Below are 17952 nucleotides of genomic sequence, written 5' to 3'. Positions count from 1 at the left end.
CCGGCGGGTCATTCGTCGCCGGTGAGGGAGAGGGAGCGTAGGCGGTTGCCGGCCCACAGGACGGCGCCGATGGTGACGATCAGGACGGCGGGGACGGCGAAGCCCATGGTGACGGTGGGCTTGAAGAAGTCGGTGGAGGTGAGCTGCCCGGCGAAGGTCTGCGCCCACTGCTGGATGGAGAAGTTGCGCGCCCCCGGCACCAGGCCGCCGACCAGGCTCTCCCAGACCACGGCGTAGATGATGCCGACCGTCACCGCGTGCCGGGTGATGACGCCGAGCAGCAGGAACACCGCCGAGTAGGCGATGCCGCCGATCAGCGCGCCCAGCGCGAACCCGGCGGCGATGCCGGACTCGTCGCGCAGCAGGAGGTACCCGGCCACGAACGTCGGGACGGCGGCGAACAGCGCGAGCAGCGAGGCGGCGACCGCGAACTTCGTCACGGCGATCACCGGGCGCGAGATCGGCTTGGACAGCAGGTGGATGATCGTCCCGTCGTCGATCTCGGGCGAGATGGTGCCCGTGCCGGCGATCAGGCCGAGCAGCGGCAGCATCGTGCCGATGGCGTAGACCTGCATGAGGGTGACCGTGGCCCGCTCGTCGGTGCTGCCCACCAGGCGCAGCACCACGGCCAGGCCGATGAGGACGAGCGGCAGCAGGATCAGCAGCAGCACCCGGCGGCGCCCGAGCACGGCGCGGTAGGTGATGCCGGCGACGACGGAGTTCATCGGACGCTCCGGAGGGTCAGGCGTGCGGGGGTCGGACGGCCGGTTCGGCCGGCGGTCACCGAGCGGTTAGGGAGATGAGGGCCGGTGGCCGGGTGCTCCAGGGGACGTGGGCCGGTCACCGAGCGGTCCAGGAGGTGCGGGCCGGTCATCGGGTGCTCCGGGAGATCAGGTAGGAGAAGACGCTCTCCAGGTCCTCGTCGGCGGGCGAGAGTTGCCAGACGCTGACGCCGGCGTCGCGCGCGACGCGGGGGAGCAGCCAGGTGAACCTGCGGAAGTCCACGGCCTGCACCTCGAGGCCGGCCTCGCTCAGCGAGACCGCGCCGGAGGAGGCGTCGGCGATCAGCGCGGCGGCCAGTTTCCGGTCGTCGCTGGAGCGCACGCGGAACAGGTGGGGCCGGTCGGTCATGCGCCGCCGGATCTCGCGGAAGTCGCCCGAGGCGGCGTGCCGGCCGGCGACCAGCACCTCGATCTGCTGGGCGACCCGCTCGACCTCCTCCAGGATGTGCGAGCTGAACAAGATCGTGCGCCCGGCGGATCCGAGCTCTCTGACCAGGTCCATCAGGTGCAGGCGCTGGCGCGGGTCCATGCCGTTGAACGGCTCGTCCAGCAGCAGGACCTGCGGGTCGTGGACCAGGGCGGCGGCGACCTTGACCCGCTGGCGCATGCCCTTGGAGTAGGTCTCGACGCGGCGGTCCTTGGCGTCCTCCATCTCGACCATGGCCAGCGCCTTGGCCGCGGCGTCCTCGGGAGACGGCAGGCGGTGCAGGCGGGCGCTGGACAGCACGAACTGCCAGCCGGTGAGGAAGCCATAGACGGCCTCGCGCTCGGGGACCAGGCCGATCGAACGGTAGATCTGGTGGTTGCGCCAGATCGGCCGCCCGTCGAGGGTCGCGGTGCCGGTGGACGGGGCGAGGAACCCGGCCATCATGTGCAGCAACGTGGACTTGCCGGCGCCGTTCGGGCCGAGCAGCCCGGTCACGCCGGGCCCGACGGTCATGGTGACGTCGTTGACGGCGACGACGTTGCCGTACCAGCGGGAGACCTGTGCCAGTTCGATGTTCACGATGAGGCCGCCTTGCGGTAGCGGAGGACGAGCGCGGTCACCGACACGGCGATGATCGCGAGCACGACCGCGGCGGCGAACGGGCCGCCCGCCCCGGCCGGGTAGCCGTCGCCGTTGTTGGGCGCGGTGCCGAACAGCCACACCTGCACGGCGTCCACCAGGAAGAACGGATTGACCAGCCAGGCCCACTGGGCGGCGCTGTCGCGGCTGACCGACATCAGCACGCCGACCAGCACGCCGGAGATGGCCGAGGAGAGCAGGTAGACCGCGATGACCGAGGCCACGCCGAGTCCGCGCCGCGGGGTGAACGACGCGAGCGCCACGCCGACCGAGGCCAGCAGTACCGCGTAGACGACCGAGGTCCCCAGCGCGGCGAAGTAGTCGTGGGTGTGCGGCGGCCCGGGCAGGTCGATGAGCAGCTCGCCGATGTAGAGGGTGGTCAGCGGCACAGCGACCAGCAGGAACAGCGCCGCGGCCATGGCCGTGAGCTTGGCCGCCACGTAGTCGCCGGTCTTGACCGGCCGCGACAGGTACAGCGGCAGCACGCGGAAGCGCAGGTCGGGGGCCACCAGGTAAGGCGCCTGGGCGGCGAGGAAGACCGCCAGCACCGCCTGCATCGTCACGGCGTAGGACGGGTACGTCAGTCCTTCGCGCTTGATCAGTGCCATGATCGCGATCGAGACGGCGGCCGGCAGCATCATGACCGCGCCCAGCCCGAACGGCATGATCTTGGCGCGGGCGGTGCGGCCGAGGCCGAAGACGCCGCGCAGGCTGTGCACCGCGAGGGCGGCGAAGGCGTGGCCCCGCCCGTGCCTCGGGCCCTCGTAGTGCCGGTAGCCGATGTCGTGGATCACGCCGGTGGGGGCGCCGACCGGCGCGGGGATGGTCTCAGACATGGGAGGCCTCCTCCCTGAAGACGTCCTCGATGCGGTGGCGGCCCTGCTCAAGGCGGACCAGGCTGAGATCCAGGTCGCACACGGCGTCCCGGACGACGTCGAAGGTGTCGGGGGAGCCGGCCTCGACGCTCAGCATGCGGCCGAGCGGGGTGACCTGCCGCCCGATCTCGCCGAGCCGCGCGGCCAGGCGGTCGGCGCCCTCCTCGACCTCGACGAGGATCGAGTGGGTGGCCTGGGTGAACTCCCCGATGGCCGAGGAGCGCAGCAGGCGCCCCCCGTCGATGACGATGACATGGTCGCACACCCGTTCGAGCTCGCCGAGCAGGTGGGAGGTGACCACGACGCTGATGCCGAACTCGGTGCCGATGCGCCGGATCAGCGCCAGCATGTCGTCGCGGCCCTGCGGGTCCAGGCCGTTGGTCGGCTCGTCCAGGAAGACCAGCTTGGGGTCGTGCACGAGGGCCTGGGCCAGCTTGACCCGTTGCCGCATGCCGGTGGAGTAGCCGCCGATGGGCCGGTAGCGCTCCTCGTACAGGCCGACGTGGCGCAGGGTGTCGGCGGCGCGTTCACGCGCGGCGGTGCGCGGCAGGCCGGACATCTGCGCCATGTGCACCGTGAACTCGGTGGCGGACACGTCGGGCGGCAGGCAGTCGTGCTCGGGCATGTAGCCCACGACGTGCCGGATGTCGAGGGCCTGGGTGCCGGGATCGAAGCCGAGGACGGTGGCGCGGCCCTCCGTCGGGGGAAGCAGGCCGAGCAGGATCTTGATGAGCGTGGACTTCCCCGCTCCGTTGGCGCCGACCAGGCCGGTGACACCCGACCCCGCGGTGACGGTGAGGCGGTCGAGCGCCGTCACGCGGGGAAAGCGTTTGGTGAGTCCCTCGGTCGCGAGGATGGTCATGACCTGGACACTATCCAAGCCCGCGCGGCCGGGCCTCCCTCACACGGAGGAACCCCGCCTCATCCGGGGGGCGGGCTCGGCGACGGTTCCCCCTAAGGGCTTCTTCAGGGCTCCGCGGACGCCGAGCGCCGCGAACGCGCCCGGGAGGGGTTCAGGAGCGCCGCGAACCCGCCCGCGCGTGCTGGACGGGGGCGCGCGTGATGCGCACGCCGTACTTCGACCAGAAGAAACGCTGGACCAGCAGGGTGAGCGTGCCCGCGATCACCATGCCCGCGATGTTGACCGCGAGCTGGACGACCGAGCCGCCGACGTCCCCCCAGCGGCCGAGCGCGAGGGCCACGGCGGCGTACCCGGCGGCCGGCACCGTGGTGACCGAGATGAACACGCCCACCAGCGCCGAGGACTTGCCGGCCGTGACCGACAGCACCCCGGCCCCTCCGGCGAGCAGCGCGACGATGAACGACCACTTGTCCGGCTTGACGATGAACTCCACCTCGGCGTGCCCGTCCAGGCTGTGCGGGGTGATCCAGCCGACGGCGGAGTAGAGCAGCGCGCACACGCAGGTGACGGCGATGGCCACGGCGAACCCGATGACGAGCGCCCGGGCGGCGCTGCCGATGAGCCGCCGGTCGCGGCGCAGCAGTCCGAACGAGATGCCGGCGACCGCGCCGAACTCGGGCCCGAGGACCATCGCGCCGACGATCAGGATGAGGGACGGGAGGAGCACGCCGATCGCCGCGAGCTGCGTGGCGATGGTGAGGAAGGCGAGGAACGCCCAGGTGACGCGGCAGTCGCCCGCCACCTGGCGGGAGAACTCCTCCCACACGACGGCGTCGTCGGGGGCGCCCGGCGCCTCGGCCTCGGCCGCGTCGGCGACCTGCGACAGCGACAGATCGACCCGCTCGACGGCGATCGAGCCGTCCTCGGGCAGGCGCAGCTCCTTCAGCCGTTCGATGATCTCGTTGGTGGCCTCCCGCGCGGCGTCGAAGAGCAGCACGTCCCCCTTGGGGCGGTGGCCGGCGCCGGGCATCACGACGATGTTGGTGACGCCGGTGGCGCCGTCCAGCAGGCTCAGCACGTCGGCCGTGCGGTCGGACGGGGAGATCACCCGTAAGTGCAACACGGGCGAAGCCTATGTGCGGCGGAGCTGGATGCGGCGCACCGAGTGGTCGGCCCCCTTGTGCAGGACCAGGCCCGCGCGCCCGCGCGTGGGGGCGATGTTCTCGATCAGGTTGCGCTCGTTGACGTCGCGCCAGACGTCCTTGGCGAAGCGGGTCGCATCCTGCTCCGACAGGTCGGCCAGGTAGGCGAAGTAGGACTTGGGGTCGGCGAAGGCCGTGCGGCGCAGCTGGTGGAACCGGTCGACGTACCAGGAGCGGATGTCCTCGACCCTGGCGTCCACGTAGATCGAGAAGTCGAAGAAGTCGTTGACGGCGAGCGCGGTCGGCGGGGCGGGCTGCAGCACGTTGAGGCCCTCGACGATCAGGATGTCCGGCCGGCGCACGGCCTGCGCGGCGCCCGGGACGATGTCGTACTCCAGGTGGCTGTAGACCGGGGCGTGGACCTCGGGCACTCCCGCCTTGACGTCGGCGACGAAACGCACCAGCGCCCGGCGGTCGTAGCTCTCGGGGAAGCCCTTGCGGTGCGGGATGCCGCGCTCTTCCAGCACCGCGTTCGGGTACAGGAAGGAGTCGGTGGTGATCAGGTCCACCCGGGGGTGCTCGGGCCAGCGGGCGAGCAGGGTGTGCAGCAGCCGCGCCGTGGTGGACTTGCCGACGGCGACGCTGCCCGCGATGCCGAGGATGTACGGCGGCGGCTCGCGGTCGTCGCCGAGGAAGGTGTTGACGGCCGCGCTGCGCTGCCGCGCCCCGGTGAAGTGGAGGTTGAGCAGGCGGGTCAGCGGCAGGTAGATGTCGGTGACCTCGGCCAGGTCGATCGGGTCGTCGACGCCGCGCAGCTCTTCGAGCTCCGCGGCCGTGAGGGTGAGAGGCGTGTTCTCTCGCAGGTCCCGCCAGTGCTCGCGGCTCAGCTCCACGTACGGGTTGGGTGCCTCCATGGCGGCAAACTCTACTGACGGCCCGGCCTTCGATCTCGGCGGGGCCGTGTTGCGGCAGAATGGTGCGGTGATCGTGGGGATCGGCGTGGACATCGTGGACATCGCGCGCCTGGGCGCCGCCCTCGAGCGCACGCCGACCCTGCGCGACCGCGTCTTCACCGACGCCGAGAAGGGGCTTCCCGTCGCGTCGCTGGCCGCCCGCTTCGCCGCCAAGGAGGCCGTCGCCAAGGCGCTGGGCGCGCCGCCCGGCCTCGGCCACCGCGAGGCCGAGATCACCGTGGCCGAGCACGGCCGGCCGGTGCTCGGGGTGTCCGGCCGGGTCGCCGAGGTGGCCGCGCGGCTCGGCGTCCGGCGCTGGCACGTCTCCCTCAGCCACGACGGCGGCCTCGCCATCGCCTACGTGATCGCCGAAGGCTGACCCCGCACCCCTGGACGATCGCGATGACACGACGGCGGTCGGGCGAGGACGGCCGGGCGACGGCGGCCGGGTGCGTGGCCCGGCGGCCGGTGACCGCGCGGCGGGTGCCCTTCGCGATGGTGATCGGTGCGGGCTACATTCGGTGAGATGCTGACCGCGTACACCTCCGACCAGATCAGGGCGGCCGAACGGGCGCTCATGGCACTGCTCCCCGAGGGCACGCTCATGCGCCGTGCCGCCTCCGCCCTGGCCGTGGCCTGCGTGAACGTCCTGCCCCGCGTGTACGGCTCCCGCGTCGTGCTGCTGGTCGGCAGCGGCGACAACGGCGGCGACGCGCTGTACGCCGGAGCCCTGCTGGCCCGCCGCGGCGCCCGGGTGCACGCCGTCCTGGCCGGGCGCAGGACGCACGAGGGCGGCCTCGCCGAGCTGCGCCGTGCCGGCGGCAGGACCGTGGAGGCGAAGGACGGCGACCCCGGGGCCGACCGCGAGCTCGCCGGGCTGGTCGAGCGGGCGGACGTCGTCGTGGACGGCCTGGTCGGCATCGGCGGCACCGGCGCGCTGCGCGAGCCGTACGCGGCGCTGGCCCGCATGACGGCGCGGGCGCCCGGCGTCGTCGTCGCCGTGGACGTGCCGAGCGGCGTCGACGCGAGCACCGGGGAGGTCGCGGGCGAGGCGGTCGCCGCGCACCTCACGGTGACCTTCGGCGGGGTCAAGGCCGGCCTGCTGATCGACCCGGGGGCGAGCCGCGTGGGCACGCTGCATCCGGTGGACATCGGCCTCGGGCCGCACCTGCCGGACCCCGAGGTCGTCGCGCTCACAGGCGCGGACGTCGCCGCCCGGCTGCCCCGGCCGGGCGCCGAGTCCGACAAGTACCGCAGGGGCGTCGTCGGCGTCGTCGCGGGCAGCGACCGGTTCACCGGGGCCGCCGTGCTGACGGTCGGCGGCGCCGTGCGGGCCGGCGCCGGGCTGGTGCGCTTCGCGAGCGCCGCCGAGCCGGTCGCCCAGGTGCGCGCCCGGTGGCCCGAGGCGGTGACGAAGGTCATCACCCCTGAGGAGGGGGTGGGCGACGTCGGCCGGGTGCAGGCGTGGGTGCTCGGGCCGGGCATGGGCACCGGTGACGAGGCGCACGCGCTGGCACGGTCGGTCCTGGCGAGCGACGTCCCGGTGCTGGTCGACGCCGACGGGCTGACCGTCGTCTCCCGCGACCGGACGCTGCTGCGCCGCGACGCGCCGACGCTGATCACGCCGCACACGGGCGAGCTCGGCCGCCTTCTCGGCGTCGCGCCCGCCGACATCGAGACCCGGCGCCTGCACTACGCGGAGCATGCGGCGCGGGAGCTCGGAGTGACCGTTCTTCTCAAGGGGTCGACTACCCTGGTCGCCGAGGAGGGCAGGCCGGTCCGCGTGAACGTCACGGGCACCCCATGGCTGGCCACCGGCGGTACGGGGGACGTGCTCGCCGGCATCGCGGGAGCCTTCCTCGCCGGGGGGTTGAGCTGCTATGACGCCGCTTCCTGCGCGGCCTACCTGCATGGCCTGGCCGGGCGGCTCGCGGCCGGGGATCCGCGGGGCGGCGAGGCGCCGATCGCGGCGCTCGACGTCGCGCTGGAGATCCCCGCCGCCGTCCGCGCGCTCACCGCGCGTGCCTGACCCCGGCCTCCGTCCAGGGCGACCCGCCCGGCGTCCGGCCGCCCGCTGAGGGGCGGCGTCCAAGGCCGTGACCCGGCCCATCCCGACAAACCGCACCACTGTGGCGAGCGCCACCGGCTCCCGTGCCGCCGACCGGCACGGGCACGGCCCGTCACTGCCAAACTGAGAGGGTGAGCTTCCCCATGGACGGTTCTCTCGTGACGCCGGCTCAGGCCCGGGTGGACCTCTCCGCCATCGCGCACAACCTCGCCGTGGTCCGCCGGCACGCGCCGGCCGCCGAGATCATGGCGGTGGTGAAGGCCGACGCCTACGGCCACGGCCTGGTGCCCTGCGCGCGCGCCGCCCTGGACGCCGGCGCCTCGCGTCTCGGCACGGCCTACATCCAGGAGGCGCTGGACCTGCGCGCCGCGGGCGTGACCGCGCCCATCCTGACGTGGATCATCACCCCGGGCGAGCCCATCGACGACGCCGTGGCCGCCGCGGTGGACCTGTCGGCGGGCGCCGTCTGGGTGCTGGACGACATCGCGGCCTCGGCCCGCCGCGCCGGCCGCACGGCGCGCGTCCACCTCAAGATCGACACCGGCATGACCCGTGGAGGCGCCACCGCCGGCGACTGGCCGGCGCTGCTCGAGCGGGCGCTGGCCGCCCAGGCCGAGGGCCTGGTCGAGATCGTCGGCCTGTGGTCCCACCTGGCCTGCGCGGACATCCCCGGGCATCCCGCGATCGAGGGCCAGCTCGCCGCGTTCGACGACGCCCTCGCGGTCGCCGAGAAGGCCGGGGTGGCCGGGCCGCGCGTCCTGCGCCACATCGCCAACTCGGCCGCCGCGCTGAACATCCCGGGGGCCCACTACGACATGGTGCGGCCCGGCCTCGCGATGTACGGGCTGAGCCCCATCCCCGAGATGGGCGACTTCGGGCTGCGCCCGGCGATGACGCTCACCGCCCGGCTGGCGATGGTCAAGCGGGTGCCGGCCGGGTCGGGGGTGTCCTACGGGCACCTCTACGTCACCGAGCGCGAGACCACCATGGCGCTGGTGCCCCTCGGCTACGCCGACGGCGTCAGGCGTGCGGCGACCAATCGCGGGCAGGTGTGGGCCGCGGGCCGGCGGCGCACGATCGCCGGCCGGGTGTGCATGGACCAGTTCATGATCGACCTGGGCGACGACGAGGTGAGCGAGGGCGATGAGGTGATCCTGTTCGGACCGGGGACGGCGGGCGAGCCGACCGCCCAAGACTGGGCCGATTCCCTCGGCACGATCACTCATGAGATCGTGACCAGCATCGGTTCACGCGTGCCGCGCGTTCACCGCTGATAGGAGGTCGTGAATGTCGACACGGCGCAGGGTCGGAATCGCCGGGGCGGTCGTCGGGACGGCGTCGGCGGGGCTCGCGGCCACGGCCCTGGCCAAACGGTACGTCGTGGGCCGCATCCGCCTGCGGCCCGACCTGGAGGCGAGCGAGCCGTTCGGCGAGCTGCGCGGGCGGCGCACGACCGTCAAGACCTCCGACGGCGTCGAGCTGTACGCCGAGGTCGACGGGCCCGAGGACGCCCCGCTCACCGTCGTGTTCTGCCACGGGTACACCCTGAACCTCGACTCCTGGCACTACCAGCGGCGCGACCTGCGCGACCGCTACCGCCTGGTCTTCTGGGACCAGCGCTGCCACGGGCGCTCGGCGCGCACTCCGGCCGACGACTGCACCATCGACCGCCTCGGGGACGATCTCGCCGAGATCCTCAGGCAGCTGGTGCCCGGTCCGTGCGTGCTGGTCGGCCACTCCATGGGCGGCATGACGGTCATGGCGCTGGCCGACAGCCGGCCCGAGCTGTTCGGCGACAAGGTGCGCGGCGTCGCGCTGATCTCCACCTCGGCCGGCAAGCTGGCCGAGATCACCCTGGGCTTGCCGGCGCTGGTGTCCAAGGTCGTCCACTGGGCGGCGCCGCCGGCGGTGTCGGTGCTCGGCCGCCGCGCCGCGCTCATCGACCGGGGCAGGCAGGCCGGCAACGACGTGTCGTTCCTCGCCCTGCGCTACCTGGCGTTCGGCGACCCGTCCAACGTCAGCCCCACGGTGGTCGACTTCGCCGAGTCGATGATCCGCTCCACGCCCACCGACGTCATCGCCGACTTCTACCCGGCGCTGATGTCGCACGACAAGCTGGCCGCGCTGGACATCGTGGGCAAGGTGCCGGTCGAGGTCGTCGTGGGCGACAAAGACTGGCTGACCCCGCCCGACCACAGCAAGGCGATCAACGCCGGCGTGCCCTCCTCGCGGCTCACCGAGGTCCCCGGCACCTCGCACCTGGTGCTGCTGGAGAAGCCGGCGGTCGTCAACGAGGTGATCGCCGAACTGCTCGAGAGGGTCGCCGCGGCCGGGCGGCCCGCCGAGGCCGCGGACGAGGCGGGGACGACCATGTCCGCCGTCGCCGCCGGCGGCTCGGGGAAGGCCGACGGGGCGGCGCCACAGCAGGACGAGGGCCCCGGCGAGGAGGAGGCCTCGTGAGCGGGCCTTGCAAGTACGGGGTACGGGGGGAGCGTTCGATGCACGGTTCGACCAGACACGCGGTGGAGGGACCACGATGAGGCGCGCGGCGACGACCGAGGAGATGTGGGCGCTGGGCGAGGAGGTCGCCCGTCTGCTGCGCCCCGGGGATCTCGTGGTGCTGTCCGGCCCGCTGGGCGCCGGCAAGACCACGCTGGTGCAGGGCATCGCCGAAGGGCTGAAGGTCCGCGGCCCGATCACCTCGCCGACGTTCGTGATCTCCAGGGTCCACCCGTCACTGGCCGGCGGCCCGGCCCTGGTCCACGCGGACGCCTACCGGATCGGGGGCGCGCTGGAGGTCGACGACCTCGACCTCGACGCCTCCCTGGAGGACTCCGTCACCGTGGTCGAGTGGGGAGAGGGCCTGGTGGAGGGTCTGGCCGACGACCGGCTCGAGATCACCATCGAGCGCGGCGACGCGGGCGACGAGCGGCTGGTGCGGCTGCGCGGCGTCGGGCCGCGATGGAAGGACATGCCCGGCTCCTTCGATTGACCGCCTTTCCGCGATCTAGACCGGTAATCTAGCCAGCCTTGACGCGCGCCCCTGTTGCTATGGATCATCGGAATGAAGATCGTTCCAATGGATTGCCCTTATTTTTCTGGGTATGCAGGTGGGGTAGCGCCTAAGCGTGGTCGTGTCGGGCGGGGTCGTATCGCAGGCGAAGTGGAGTGCGACGGTGCACAGGGTCGGGCAGGTCGCGGTTGCTGGAGCATTCCTACTCACGGGAGGCGTCGCCTGCACGGCGGAGGCGCAGAGCGGCGCCCCGACGCCCACCCCGAGCCCGTCGGTGAGCAGGCAGGACATCCGTGTCCAGCTCATTCCCGACCGGGTGCAGGGCGGGGCGACGCGGTCCATCAGGGTCCGGGCGTACTGCCCGCTGCCGCAGGGCGGCACCGCCTACCGTGCCACCGCGCGGTCCGACGCGTTCACCGGCCTGGTCACCCTGACCCAGCCGCCCCCGGCCAGCCCGGCCGCGACCTCCACCCCGGTGACCGCGGCCGCGCCGCCGCCGGAGGTGCACGGCTTCGCCCTCGTCGACGAGGACGCAAACCCCGGCCGCTACCAGGTCGAGGTCAAGTGCGAGGCCACCAACGACATCGGCAAGGCCACCCTCACCGTGGTCGCCCGGCCCAAGGCCACGGCGACCCCCACCCGCAACCGCGTCGTGCCCACCCGGGCGCCGCGCGCGGGCGGCGGCGGCACGGCGGCCGGCGGACCGGCCGAGGAGCCCTCCGGCATCCCCGGCGGGGTGGTCGCGGCGGCCCTCGCCGCGGCCCTGGCCGGCGGCGTCGCGGTGGCCCGCCGCAGGTCCAAGACCGGCTGAGCTTCGCGCCCCCGCACCACCCATGGCTGACTCCCCCAAGTGGCTGAAGGTCGTGGCGATCGGGTTCGTCACCGGGACGATCATGTTCGCCATGACCGACCGGGACAAGGACGCCGCCGCGCCCCGGCAGGCCGCCACCGTCCCCAAGCGCATCGACATCCCCTCACTGGACCTCAAGGCGCCCCTGATGAAGCTCGGGCTCTCCGACGACGGAGAGGTCGAGCTGCCGCCGTTCGAGAAGCCCGCGACGGCCGGATGGTTCGACCAGAGCGTCGTGCCCGGCGACGAGGGCGCCTCGGTGATCATCGGGCACGTGGACACCAAGACGGCCCCCGCGGTCTTCTACCGCCTCCGCGACGTCAAGAAGGGCGCCCTGGTCAAGATCCTGCGCAGCGACGGCAAGACGGCCACCTACAAGGTCGACGCCATCGAGCAGATCGCCAAGGACCACTTCCCCGCCCAGCGCGTCTACGTGGACGACGGCCTCCGCCTCATCACCTGCGGCGGCGTCTTCGACCGCAAAACCCACGAATACCTGGACAACATCATCGTCTACGCCTCCAGAACCACCTGAGGTCCGCCCCCTCAGCCGCACACCGGCATCCGAAGCTCCATCCCTCATGGCCCCAGGGCCTCGCCCCTGCCATGTCGCCCTCCGCCCCTCGCCCCGCTCATTACCGCGAATTCCCACGGCTTGGCCCCCCGCCCGAGCACCGCGCGATCGAAGGGAGCGCCATAGGCACAGCCAAACACCACTAGGCTTGATTCGTGCTGGTCTTGGCCTTCGATACCGCGACTCCGGCCGTCACGGCGGCGCTTCACGACGGCGAGCGGGTGCTCGCCGAGTCGACGACGATCGACGCGCGCCGTCACGGTGAGCTGCTCGTTCCGTCCGTGCGCGAGGTTCTGCGCGAGGCGGGGGCCTCGCTGCGCGATGTGACGGCGATCGTGGCGGGGGCGGGTCCCGGGCCGTACACGGGGCTGCGCGTGGGGCTGGTGACGGCGCAGGCGTTCGCCTTGACGGCCGGCGTCCCGGCGTACGGAGTGTGCACGCTGGATGTGCTGGCGTACGCGAGCGGCCTGGACGAGCCGTTCGTGGTGGCGACCGACGCGCGCCGCAAGGAGGTCTTCTGGGCCCGCTACGCGGACATGCGCACGCGCGTGGAGGGCCCGTCGGTGGACCGTCCGCAGGATGTGCCGGGCGGGTTGCCGGTGCTCGGGGCGGGTGCGCGCATGTACGCCGAGATCGTGGGCGAGGACCGGCTGGTGCCGGGCGCCGCCGACTATCCGGCCGCGGGCGCGCTGGCCGGGCTGGCCGCCGAGCGCCTGGCCGCGGGCGCCCCTGGGGACGACGGGGTGCTGACGGCGCCGCATCCGATATACCTGCGCCGTCCGGACGCCCGGGTGCCCGGTCCGCCGAAGAAGGTCACCGTATGACCGGCGCCACGCTGCGCCAGATGACCGAGAACGACCTGCCGGCGGTTCTGGCGATCGAGCGTTCGACGTTCCCGTTCGACGCCTGGAGCGAGGGCATGCTGCGGGGCGAGCTGGCCGACCAGCCGCGCACCCGGCACTACATCGTGGCCGTGGCCGCCGGAGAGGTGGTCGGGTACGCCGGGCTGGCGGCGGCGGGCGACCAGGCGGACGTGCAGACGATCGCCGTGAACGCGGGCCACCAGCGGGCGGGCATCGGCAGCGCGATGTTGCGGGCGCTGCTGGAGGAGGCCGGGCGCCGGGGCGCGACGGCGGTGTTCCTGGAGGTCCGGGCGGACAATCCGCCCGCGCAGGCGATGTACGAGCGGTTCGGGTTCGAGCGCATCGGGTTGCGGCGCGAGTACTACGACGACGGGACCGACGCGATCATGATGATGAGAAAGCTGGAGGAGGCGGGGAACGCGAATGGCTGAGGAACCTCTGGTCCTGGGCATCGAGACCTCCTGCGACGAGACGGGCGTCGGCATCGTCCGCGGGAACACGCTGCTGGCCAACGCGGTCGCCTCGAGCGTGGAGGAGCACGCGCGGTTCGGCGGCGTCGTGCCCGAGGTGGCGTCGCGGGCGCACCTGGAGGCCATGACGCCGACCGTCGAGCGCGCCTTGGAGCAGGCGGGCCTGCGCTTCTCCGACATCGACGCCGTGGCCGTCACCGCGGGCCCCGGGCTCGCCGGGGCGCTGCTGGTGGGGGTCGCGGCGGCCAAGGCGTACGCGCTGGGGCTCGGGGTGCCGCTGTACGGGGTGAACCACCTGGCGGCGCACGTGGCGGTGGACCAGTTGGAGCACGGTCCGCTGCCGAAGCCGTCGATCGCGATGCTGGTGTCGGGTGGTCACTCGTCTCTGCTGCTGGTCCCGGACGTCGCCAAGGACGTGATCTCCCTCGGCTCGACGGTGGACGACGCGGCGGGCGAGGCGTTCGACAAGGTGGCCAGGGTGCTCGGCCTGCCCTTCCCGGGCGGCCCGTACATCGACCGCGCGGCGGCCGAGGGGTCGGGGACGGCGGTCGCGTTCCCGCGCGGCAAGTACGACGACGGCACGCTGGACTTCTCGTTCTCGGGGCTCAAGACGGCCGTCGCGCGCTGGGTGGAGGCCAAGGAGCGCGCGGGCGAGCCGGTGCCCGTGGCGGACGTGGCGGCGTCCTTCCAGGAGGCCGTGGTGGACGTGCTGACGCGCAAGGCGTTGCAGGCGTGCCGGCGCTACGAGGTGGAGGATCTGCTGATCGGGGGCGGCGTGGCCGCCAACTCGCGGCTGCGCGCGCTGGCGCAGGAGCGGTGCGACGCCGCGGGGGTGCGTCTGCGCGTGCCGCGTCCGGGGTTGTGCACCGACAACGGCGCGATGATCGCCGCTCTCGGGTCGGAGCTGGTGGCGGCAGGGGTGGCCCCCTCGCCGCTGGACATTCCCGCCGACTCCTCCATGCCCGTGACCACCGTCCACGTCTGACGGCTCGCCACCCGATGCCCGTCGGGTGGGGCGGCGTGGGGCGGCGCCGGGATGGTCCGTCTTGAGGTGCCGCCGGAGTGGTCCGTCATGAGGTGCCGCCGGAGCGGTCCCGTTGGAGGGGCGGCGCCGGGCGGTCGGGAGGCGGTCAGTCCTTGGGGGAGCGGGCGGGGCGCAGGAGGGCCTCGGCGAGCGCCAGCATGGTCTCCTCCAGGGCTCCGAGCCTGCGGGTGAGGTCGCGGTGCGTCGGCTGGACGATCTGGTCGACGGTTTCCGAGAGCTGGTCGCGGTCGGGGCGGGCGCGGACCAGCTCCACCAGCTCGCCCAGGGGCGGCAGGGCCGCCGCGGCCTCGGTGAGCCGCTCGTCGAGCGTGTCGAACCGCCTGCCCTGGTCGTCGGCCTGGGCGCGGATCAGCTCGCCGACGCGTTTGTGCACCTCGCCGACCTCCAGCAGCGCGGGCAGCTGCCCCACCCGCTGGTTGACGGCCTCGACGCGGTCGTCCACCATCTCCAGCCGTTCGTTGACGTCCTCGAACCCGGCGTCGATGGCGCCGAGGCGTTCGTCCTGCTTGGACAGGCGGCCGTCGACGCCGGTGAGGTGCTGGGCCAGGTCGGTGAGGCGGCCGTCGGCGTCGGCGATCTGCTGTTTGACGCCGGCGAGGTTGCCGTCGACCCCGGCGAGGCACGACTGGACCGTCTCGATGCGGCCGTCGAGCCCGGTGAGACAGAACTGGGCCGTGTCGACGCGCCCGTCGAGCCCGGTGAGGCACGATTGGGCGGTCTCAATGCGGCCGTCGATGCTCTGCAGGCGGACGTCGACCGTCTCCAGCCGTCCCTCGACCGCCCCGACGTGGCTGTCGACCGTGTCGAAGCGGCCCGACAGGTCGCTCACCCGCCCGTCGGTGGTGTCCACCCGTCCCGCGATGGTCTCGAGCCGCCCGTCGAAACCGGCCAGCCGGTCACCCACCCCCGCGAGCCGACCGTCGACGCCGTCGAGCCGCCCGTCGACGCTCCCGAGGCGCTGGTCCACGCTCTCGAGCCGCCCGTCCAGCGCCTCCATCGGCGCAAGGCGGCCTTCGACGCCCTCCAGGCGGGCGGCCAGGCACGTCTCGGTCTCGGCGAGCTTGGCGGTCATGCCGTCGACCTTGCCGGCGAGCCGCTCGATGGAGCCGGTGAGGCGCTGGACGGCCGACGAGAGGGTCTCGTCCAGGCCCTCGCCGAGGTCCAGGACGCCGCCCTCGACGCGCTCCGTGCGCTGGGTGAGGTCGAGCAGGGCCTTGTCGATCCGGGTGAAGCGGCCTCCCGCGGCTTCCATGCTCGCGCCGAGCTGGGCGAGGCGCCTGGTCAGCTCGGGCATGCCCTGGGTGCCCTCCAGGACCGCCTGGAGGCGCTTGAGGGCCTCGGCGACGCCTTCGCGCACGGTGCCGAGGTCGGTCCACAGGCCGGGCAGCTCGGCGATGGGCTTGACGCGGTCGCCGACGGCCTCGATGCGGTCGCCGAGCCCGGCGACGCGGTTGCCCACCCCGTCGACGCGGTCGCGCACGATCTCGACGTGCTGCGCCAGGCCCTCCGCCCAGGCCGGGGGACGGCTGACCAGCTCGCCGAGCCGGCCGCTGACCCCTTCCAGCGCGCCGTTCAACCCGCCGAGCTCGCGTTCGCGGACCTCCCGCAGCAACCACTCCATGCCTTCCAGCCGCTGCCGGATCTCGTCGAGCACGGCGCCCTGGGTGCGCTGCTCGTAGACGTGGTCCTGCGCCGCCCTGGCGAGCAGTTCGCGCATGCGGTCGGAGATGGCGGTCTGGCTTCCAGCCTGGAGGAGGGTGTGGTTGGAGTGATCCACCGAAAGCTCCTTCACTCGCGGGCGGTCGGCCGCACGGCGGTGGGGTCGGTACGGTCGTTCTCTGTGGCGAATCGGGCGGGTGCACCATGGATCAGGCAGAATCCCGCGCGTTGGCCAACTGTAGTGGCTCGGCCGGTGACTTTCGGGTCCGACTTTAAAACATCGTGATTATCGCTGGATTGCCCCCATTTGTTGGCGGCGAAAGGCATCGTGGCAGGTCAGGATGGGTCGCAGATGATGGCGAAGGGACGTTCGCCGATGCGGGTCAGCACCACGACACACGAGTTATCCCCGGAAAGATGCAAATCTCGCCGCAGGCGCTCCAGGTCGAGCGCCGAACCGCGTTTCTTCAGCGTCACCGTGCCGACGCGGCGTTCCCGGAGTGCGGCGCGCAGGCGTTTGAGGGAGAAAGGCAGGGTTTCCCGGACTTCGTACCGCGACGCCCACGGAGTCGTGGCCGGGTCGTCCCCGGTGATGTAGGCGATGTGCGGGTCGAGCAGGTGGCCGGACACCTGGGCGGCGACCTCGGCCACGAGATGCGCCCTGATGGCCGCGCCGTCCGGTTCGTACAGATAGCGCGCCACCGGCCCGTGGCCGGGCGCGCCGAGGGACGGGTCGGCCGGCAACGTGTGACCGGAGGGCAGCAGGGTGGCCCTGCGCAGGATCGTCTCGGTGGAGCCCGGGTCCCCGCCCGCGGCGAAGGCGCCCGTCCACAGGACGGCCTCCTTGACCTCGCCGCGGTAGGACACCCATTCGGCCTCGGCGCCCTGCGGGATGAACTCGTAGGGGATGCCCGGCGCGACCTTCAGGCAGGCGGCGGGCGCCCGGGCCACCATGGCGAGCACGGCGGGCCACGGCGGCGAGTACCCCATCGGGTCGAAGACCCGCCTGCCGGTGGACCGCCGCGCCGGGTCGGCGAACAGCACGTCGTAGGCCGCCGGGTCCACCTCCGCGGCGTCCGCGGCGCGGACGGTGACGCGGTCGCCGAGGTCGAGCGCGAGGACGTTCGCCCGCGCGACCTCGACGGTGAGCGGGTCGAGGTCCACGGCGTCGACCTCGCATCCGGCGCGGGCCAGGGCGATGAGGTCGCCGCCGATGCCGCAGCAGGCGTCGGCCACGCGTGCGCCGGCGGCGAAGCGGCGGGCGCGGTGGGCGGCCACCTCGGCGCGGGTGGCCTGCTCCAGCCCGTCGGGGGTGAAGTACATGCGGGCGGCGTCGTGCCCGAACTTGACCGCGCCGCGCGCCCGGAGCCGTGCCTGGGTGAGGGCGGCCGCGGCGAGAGGGGCGTCGTAGGTCTTCCTCAGCCGGCTGGCGGCCGTCACCGGATCTGTGCCGTCCGTCACAGTGCCCACGGCCTCGCCGAGGGCTTTCTGCCCGCGGGGGGTCAGCAATTCGCGGAAGGCGTAGAGGTCCACGTCTCCCGACGCTATCGCGCTGCTCCCGCCTGCGTGGCAGGACCTCGTGAGCGCGCGGGGTCACCGCGACCGTGCGCCGAGGCTGCCCCCATAGGCGGACAATTCGGGCGAGTCGTACGGTGGCTCATGACCGGACTGACCTGGGGCGGCCTGTCCGTGTTGACTGTGTCGGCGGCCTTGCATACTGTTCAGTGTTG

18 protein-coding genes are annotated in these 17952 nt (G+C 73.0%); 10 read left to right on the top strand and 8 right to left on the bottom strand.

Translation table 11 applies throughout. From position 1 onward, the window contains the following. Positions 1-8 precede the first annotated feature (8 nt). The 6 genes from ACFQSB_RS10520 to coaA all read right to left on the bottom strand — a co-directional run bounded on the left by ACFQSB_RS10520 (position 9) and on the right by coaA (position 5620). A complete protein-coding gene (locus ACFQSB_RS10520) occupies positions 9-725 on the bottom strand; it encodes an ABC transporter permease (RefSeq protein WP_380825923.1) in 717 nt (238 codons plus the stop codon). A 145-nt stretch (positions 726-870) separates the two neighbouring features. After that, positions 871-1788, bottom strand: a complete 918-nt coding sequence (locus ACFQSB_RS10515) for an ABC transporter ATP-binding protein (protein WP_354837515.1) — start codon at positions 1786-1788, stop codon at positions 871-873. Beyond that, positions 1785-2684 carry an ABC transporter permease gene (locus ACFQSB_RS10510; protein ID WP_380825922.1) on the bottom strand — a complete coding sequence of 300 codons (900 nt, stop codon included), beginning with the start codon at positions 2682-2684 and terminating at the stop codon, positions 1785-1787. The genes ACFQSB_RS10515 and ACFQSB_RS10510 overlap by 4 nt, the downstream gene beginning before the upstream one ends. Further along, the gene (locus ACFQSB_RS10505; protein WP_380825919.1) at positions 2677-3585 is read right to left on the bottom strand and encodes an ABC transporter ATP-binding protein; all 909 of its coding nucleotides are present in this window, start codon (positions 3583-3585) and stop codon (positions 2677-2679) included. Before ACFQSB_RS10505 ends, ACFQSB_RS10510 begins: the two co-directional genes overlap by 8 nt. Positions 3586-3736: 151 nt before the next feature. Then, positions 3737-4708: a DUF389 domain-containing protein gene (locus ACFQSB_RS10500; RefSeq protein WP_354924582.1), complete on the bottom strand. Its 972-nt coding sequence runs from the start codon at positions 4706-4708 to the stop codon at positions 3737-3739. A gap of 9 nt (positions 4709-4717) precedes the next feature. After that, positions 4718-5620 carry a type I pantothenate kinase gene (coaA, locus tag ACFQSB_RS10495; protein WP_380825966.1) on the bottom strand — a complete coding sequence of 301 codons (903 nt, stop codon included), beginning with the start codon at positions 5618-5620 and terminating at the stop codon, positions 4718-4720. A gap of 88 nt (positions 5621-5708) precedes the next feature. Between coaA and ACFQSB_RS10490 the strand changes: the two genes are divergently transcribed. From ACFQSB_RS10490 to tsaD, 10 genes are all read left to right on the top strand, one after another. Next, a complete protein-coding gene (locus ACFQSB_RS10490) occupies positions 5709-6059 on the top strand; it encodes a holo-ACP synthase (protein WP_354837507.1) in 351 nt (116 codons plus the stop codon). A 147-nt stretch (positions 6060-6206) separates the two neighbouring features. After that, positions 6207-7709 carry an NAD(P)H-hydrate dehydratase gene (locus ACFQSB_RS10485; protein ID WP_380825918.1) on the top strand — a complete coding sequence of 501 codons (1503 nt, stop codon included), beginning with the start codon at positions 6207-6209 and terminating at the stop codon, positions 7707-7709. A gap of 182 nt (positions 7710-7891) precedes the next feature. Then, a complete protein-coding gene (alr, locus tag ACFQSB_RS10480) occupies positions 7892-9022 on the top strand; it encodes an alanine racemase (RefSeq protein WP_380825916.1) in 1131 nt (376 codons plus the stop codon). Between the two features lie 13 nt (positions 9023-9035). Beyond that, a complete protein-coding gene (locus tag ACFQSB_RS10475; RefSeq protein ID WP_380825914.1) occupies positions 9036-10208 on the top strand; it encodes an alpha/beta fold hydrolase in 1173 nt (390 codons plus the stop codon). Between the two features lie 76 nt (positions 10209-10284). Continuing rightward, entirely contained in the window at positions 10285-10740 is a 456-nt protein-coding gene (gene tsaE / locus ACFQSB_RS10470; RefSeq protein WP_380825911.1) for a tRNA (adenosine(37)-N6)-threonylcarbamoyltransferase complex ATPase subunit type 1 TsaE, read from the top strand. Positions 10741-10924: 184 nt separating this feature from the next. Then, positions 10925-11572: a hypothetical protein gene (locus ACFQSB_RS10465; RefSeq protein WP_380825909.1), complete on the top strand. Its 648-nt coding sequence runs from the start codon at positions 10925-10927 to the stop codon at positions 11570-11572. Positions 11573-11594: 22 nt separating this feature from the next. After that, complete coding sequence (locus tag ACFQSB_RS10460; protein WP_354837495.1) at positions 11595-12146, top strand: class F sortase; 552 nt, start codon at positions 11595-11597, stop codon at positions 12144-12146. A gap of 194 nt (positions 12147-12340) precedes the next feature. Then, complete coding sequence (gene tsaB, locus ACFQSB_RS10455; RefSeq protein WP_354837489.1) at positions 12341-13009, top strand: tRNA (adenosine(37)-N6)-threonylcarbamoyltransferase complex dimerization subunit type 1 TsaB; 669 nt, start codon at positions 12341-12343, stop codon at positions 13007-13009. Beyond that, the gene (gene rimI / locus ACFQSB_RS10450) at positions 13006-13479 is read left to right on the top strand and encodes a ribosomal protein S18-alanine N-acetyltransferase (protein WP_380825907.1); all 474 of its coding nucleotides are present in this window, start codon (positions 13006-13008) and stop codon (positions 13477-13479) included. Before tsaB ends, rimI begins: the two co-directional genes overlap by 4 nt. Further along, entirely contained in the window at positions 13472-14503 is a 1032-nt protein-coding gene (gene tsaD, locus ACFQSB_RS10445) for a tRNA (adenosine(37)-N6)-threonylcarbamoyltransferase complex transferase subunit TsaD (protein WP_380825906.1), read from the top strand. The genes rimI and tsaD overlap by 8 nt, the downstream gene beginning before the upstream one ends. Positions 14504-14648: 145 nt before the next feature. On the opposite strand, the gene ACFQSB_RS10440 is transcribed toward tsaD, so the two are convergent. Both ACFQSB_RS10440 and ACFQSB_RS10435 read right to left on the bottom strand, forming a co-directional pair. Further along, complete coding sequence (locus tag ACFQSB_RS10440) at positions 14649-16340, bottom strand: coiled-coil domain-containing protein (RefSeq protein ID WP_380825905.1); 1692 nt, start codon at positions 16338-16340, stop codon at positions 14649-14651. Positions 16341-16558: 218 nt separating this feature from the next. Beyond that, entirely contained in the window at positions 16559-17755 is a 1197-nt protein-coding gene (locus ACFQSB_RS10435; protein WP_380825902.1) for a class I SAM-dependent methyltransferase, read from the bottom strand. Between the last annotated feature and the right edge of the window lie 197 nt (positions 17756-17952).

The organism is Sphaerisporangium rhizosphaerae (assembly GCF_042665155.1).
Taxonomy (GTDB): domain Bacteria; phylum Actinomycetota; class Actinomycetes; order Streptosporangiales; family Streptosporangiaceae; genus Sphaerisporangium; species Sphaerisporangium rhizosphaerae.
Note: the sequence above shows the minus strand (reverse complement) of the source record. Positions and strands in the feature narration are given on the sequence as shown.